3 protein-coding genes and 1 pseudogene are annotated in these 4,096 nt (G+C 47.9%); all 4 read right to left on the reverse strand.

Going from position 1 to position 4,096, the window contains the following annotated elements; genetic code table 11:
- Nucleotides 1-205 (reverse strand): annotated as a pseudogene (locus tag AC4E7D_RS12410) (peptidase M23); the annotation flags it as partial.
- Nucleotides 202-3,018: a 2-oxoglutarate dehydrogenase E1 component gene (locus tag AC4E7D_RS12415; protein WP_490174107.1), complete on the reverse strand. Its 2,817-nt coding sequence runs from the start codon at nt 3,016-3,018 to the stop codon at nt 202-204. The gene AC4E7D_RS12415 and the pseudogene AC4E7D_RS12410, both read right to left, overlap by 4 nt.
- Nucleotides 3,019-3,111: 93 nt before the next feature.
- Nucleotides 3,112-3,477 (reverse strand): hypothetical protein, encoded by a 366-nt coding sequence (locus tag AC4E7D_RS12420; protein WP_490174108.1) that lies wholly within the window; start codon nt 3,475-3,477, stop codon nt 3,112-3,114.
- Between the two features lie 88 nt (nt 3,478-3,565).
- On the reverse strand, nt 3,566-4,096 hold a 531-nt coding region (locus AC4E7D_RS12425; RefSeq protein WP_490174109.1), incomplete at its 5' end, for a GDP-mannose 4,6-dehydratase.

The raw sequence follows: 4,096 nt of genomic DNA on the forward strand, positions 1-4,096 counted from the left end.
TGATATTTTCCCCGAAGAAATTACGCGTTTCCATCTCAGTAAAGGCTTTCTTCATCCCCACATCATAGAGCTCGTAAATCCCATCGAAGTCCCCGCTGTTGTAACGTTCGGTAAATACCTCAGCAAGGCGGGCATAGTTGGGTTGCTCCTCCTGTGCCAGAAGGGGTAATCCTATCCAGAATACTATATACGCCAGGTACTTCACTTCTTTTTGTATTCTTTTTTTGTCACTTGCCGGGTCATATTGTCTTTGGTCTTGTCGAACACAAAATCCAGCACCTGCTGGTGACGCATTCTGGACCTTACTGCACTGCCTGCAGCCGGGGAGGCATAGAACCTCCTTGAGGCTACCCGAAAGTCCCTGGCTTCATCCAGGTGGGTGAACAAGTGTGTCCAGGCCCCCATATTCCTGGGCTCCTCCTGCGCCCATACCCAATCATCCGCGCCTTTGTACTTTTTCAAAATTTCCCGTATGGCCTCAACAGGTAATGGGAATAGCTGTTCAAGGCGTACCAAAGCTACATCATCACGGCCCTGCTCTTCCTTAACCGCCAGCATGTCGTAATAAAATTTACCGGTACAGAAGACCAGGCTTTTCACTTTTTTAGGATCGCCTTCAGGGTCGTCTATCACTGGCTGGAACCTGCCGTTTACAAACTCATCCACCGAGGATACCGCCCTGGGGTGTCTCAGCAAGCTTTTTGGTGTGAAAACGATCAGGGGTTTTCTGAAATTCGCTTTCATTTGCCTCCTCAGCAAATGGAATAGGTTCGCTGGGGTGGTACAATCTGCCACATACATATTGTCCCTCGCGCAGAGCTGCAAATAGCGCTCCATCCTTGCAGAAGAGTGCTCAGCACCCTGGCCTTCATACCCGTGCGGTAAGAACATCACCAGTCCGTTCTGCAGCTTCCATTTGTCTTCAGCGGCCGAGATGTATTGATCGATCATGATCTGTGCCCCATTGCTGAAATCTCCGAACTGGGCTTCCCAGATAGTGAGGGTATTCGGGCTGGCCATAGCATAGCCGTAATCAAATCCTACAACCCCGTATTCAGACAGCAAGGAATTGTAGATCTGGAACCGGCCCTGATTATCGGAAATATGATTGAGCAGCATTACCTCTTCTTCGCTCTCCTCCACTTTCATTACGGCATGGCGATGTGAAAACGTGCCCCGTTCCACATCCTGCCCGGACATCCTTACTCCATATCCTTCCTCCAGCAAGCTACCATAGGCAAGCAATTCACCCATGGCCCAATCGAGTTTGTCGGTTTCGAAAAACATTTTCCGGCGGTCATTTACCAGACGCTCCACCTTGCGCAGGAATTTTTTATCCTCTGGCAGTTTGGTTATGGCACGTGCGATCTTGGCCAGGTGTTCCTTATCAAAGGAGGTGTCTACCGTCTCCAGCATCTCCCATTCCCGCACTCTTTTAAAACCACTCCACTCATCTTCCATGAATGGGGTGATCACCGTTTTATCTTCCTTGCGGGAAACTTCCAGTTCTTCCTCCAGGCTGGCTTTGAATTCTTTTTCCAGTTTCCGGACGAAGGCCTCGTCAATTATCCCCTGGTCAATGAGCTTTTTCGCATAAATCTCCCGTGGGTTGGGGTGCTTGGCGATGATCTTATACAGTTTTGGCTGGGTAAACCTGGGTTCATCCCCTTCATTATGCCCGTATTTCCGATACCCTAGGAGGTCAAGAAAAACATCTCGCTTGAATCGCATGCGATATTCCAGGGCGAAAAGTGAGGCATGCACAACTGCTTCCACATCATCAGCATTTACGTGCAGAACCGGGCTCAGTGTTACCTTTCCAACATCAGTACAATAGGTAGACGACCTGCCATCCAGGTAGTTTGTGGTAAACCCGATCTGGTTATTCACCACTATATGGATGGTACCATTGGTTCTGTACCCATCCAGGTCTGCCATCTGTACTACTTCATAGGCAATCCCCTGACCTGCAATTGCAGCATCTCCGTGTACCACAATAGGTAGGACTTTCGAGAAGTCAGTAGGGTAATGCATGTCCTGCTTAGCCCGCGTAATGCCCTCCACAACAGCCCCAACTGTTTCCAGGTGGGAAGGGTTCGGAGCAATGTTCATATTGATCATTTCGCCATGGTCCGTATTCCTCACGGACGTCCATCCCAGGTGGTACTTAACATCTCCGTCAAATATTTCCTGCTCGTAGTCTTTCCCCTCAAATTCACTAAAAATATCTTTGGCAGACTTGCCAAAAATGTTGGTGAGGACATTCAGTCGGCCCCTGTGGGCCATTCCCATGACAAATTGCTTTACCCCGTGTACAGCAGCTTTTTCCACAATGGCATCTACGGCAGGGATAAGAGACTCGTTACCTTCCAGGGAGAAGCGCTTCTGACCTACATACTTCGTGTGAAGAAACGACTCAAAGGATACTGCCTGATTGAGTTTTTTTAGGATATGGATCTTTTCTTCCTTACTGAAGTTGGGCTGATTGCTGTTAATGTTCAGTTTATCCTGTATCCACTGTACCCTTTCCGGGTGACGGATATACATATACTCCACCCCAATAGCATCACAATAGATCATTTGCAGGTGGGAAATGATCTGGCGCAGGGTAGCCGCTCCGATATCGATGACCTCCCCGGCATTGAACACCGTATCCAGGTCCGCTTCACTCAGGCCAAAATTCTCTATAGCAAGGGTTGGCGCATATTTTCTACGCTCCCGAACCGGGTTGGTTTTTGTAAACAGATGTCCCCGGCTGCGATAGGCATCGATCAATCTAACTACCTGAAATTCCTTGTGCACTGCTTCCGGAACTTCAACATGTTCTCCATTGGCCAGTGCTACTGTTGCACCACCTTCGATACCGGCTTCATCCAGGGCGCTTTCCATCCCAAAATCAAAACCCTGAAAAAAAGCACGCCAACTGGGTTCTACACTATCAGGATTTGTCAGATACCTATCATACAGCTCGGCGAAAAAGGAAGTATGTGCAGTATTCAGAAAGGAATATTTATCCATGGCGTTTATTGCATTCGCAGTTTGGAAATTAAAATCAAAAATACAACAATTAAAAGTTAATACAGAGCCCCTTTCCTCACAAAATCTATAGCTTCAGGTCCTGTAATTCGCTTTTAACCAGACTTTCTGCCATTCCCTTCTCAGTACGAGAAATGCTAATTTTTCTGCTACTTCCACGGCATCGGTAAGTTCCAGATTTTTCAGAGAATTTTCAGGGACATCCACAATGTACATCAGGTTGAGATAATCCGAGAAGTCTTCCAGTAAAAGCACATAAAGTTTCTCCTTAAGCAGGGTATACAGCTTTTCCGGGACCATATCTGTTTCAAGCCCATGCGAGATATTTGCCCTGTTGAAATCCTTGATGAGTTGGGAAACGAGGGCTTTGTAAAGGACTTGGGCAGATGCCCCCTTCAAAAGCGAAAGGCTGTTCTCGAATTCCGGATATTTTCTTTCCATTTGCTATTGCACCTTTTTTGGAGTTGATTCGGAGAGAACTTATGGAACCATTTCAAGACCTGCTTCTGCGGGAAAGCAAGAGAGTGCCTTATGCGCTTCGGATCTTTTGTTCCCAGTCCCATGCTGACCGCATTGCATCATCCAGGGAAGACAAAGCTTTCCAACCCAGCACAGCATTCGCCCTGCTAGTGTCAGCATAGGCCTGTGTAATGTCCCCTTCCCTGCGGCCGACGATCTTGTAGTTCAGGGATTTTCCAGATACGCGCTCAAAACTTTCGATAACCTCGAGTACCGAACTTCCTTTTCCCGTGCCGATATTGAACACCTCGTAGTTGTTGCTGGTCTTTCCTTTCAGGATCCGTTGCAACGCCACTACGTGGGCCTTTGCCAGGTCAACCACGTGAATATAATCCCGTATGCAGGTACCATCCGGAGTTGGATAGTCGTTTCCAAAAACCGACAACTGTTCCCTTAAGCCTATCCCTGTCTGGGTAATAAAGGGAACCAGGTTTTGTGGGACCCCTATGGGAAGTTCCCCAATTTCAGCTGATGGGTGCGCCCCAATGGGGTTGAAATACCGAAGTGAAATCGCATTCAAATGAGGTGTAACCTTGCAGGT

This window comes from Lentiprolixibacter sp. (assembly GCF_982873095.1).

Excerpts from the sequence above, each read along its gene's own strand:
- AC4E7D_RS12420 (WP_490174108.1), bottom strand. The coding sequence starts at position 3,477 with ATGGAAAGAAAATATCCGGAATTCGAGAACAGCCTTTCGCTTTTGAAG.
- AC4E7D_RS12415 (WP_490174107.1), bottom strand. The coding sequence starts at position 3,018 with ATGGATAAATATTCCTTTCTGAATACTGCACATACTTCCTTTTTCGCC.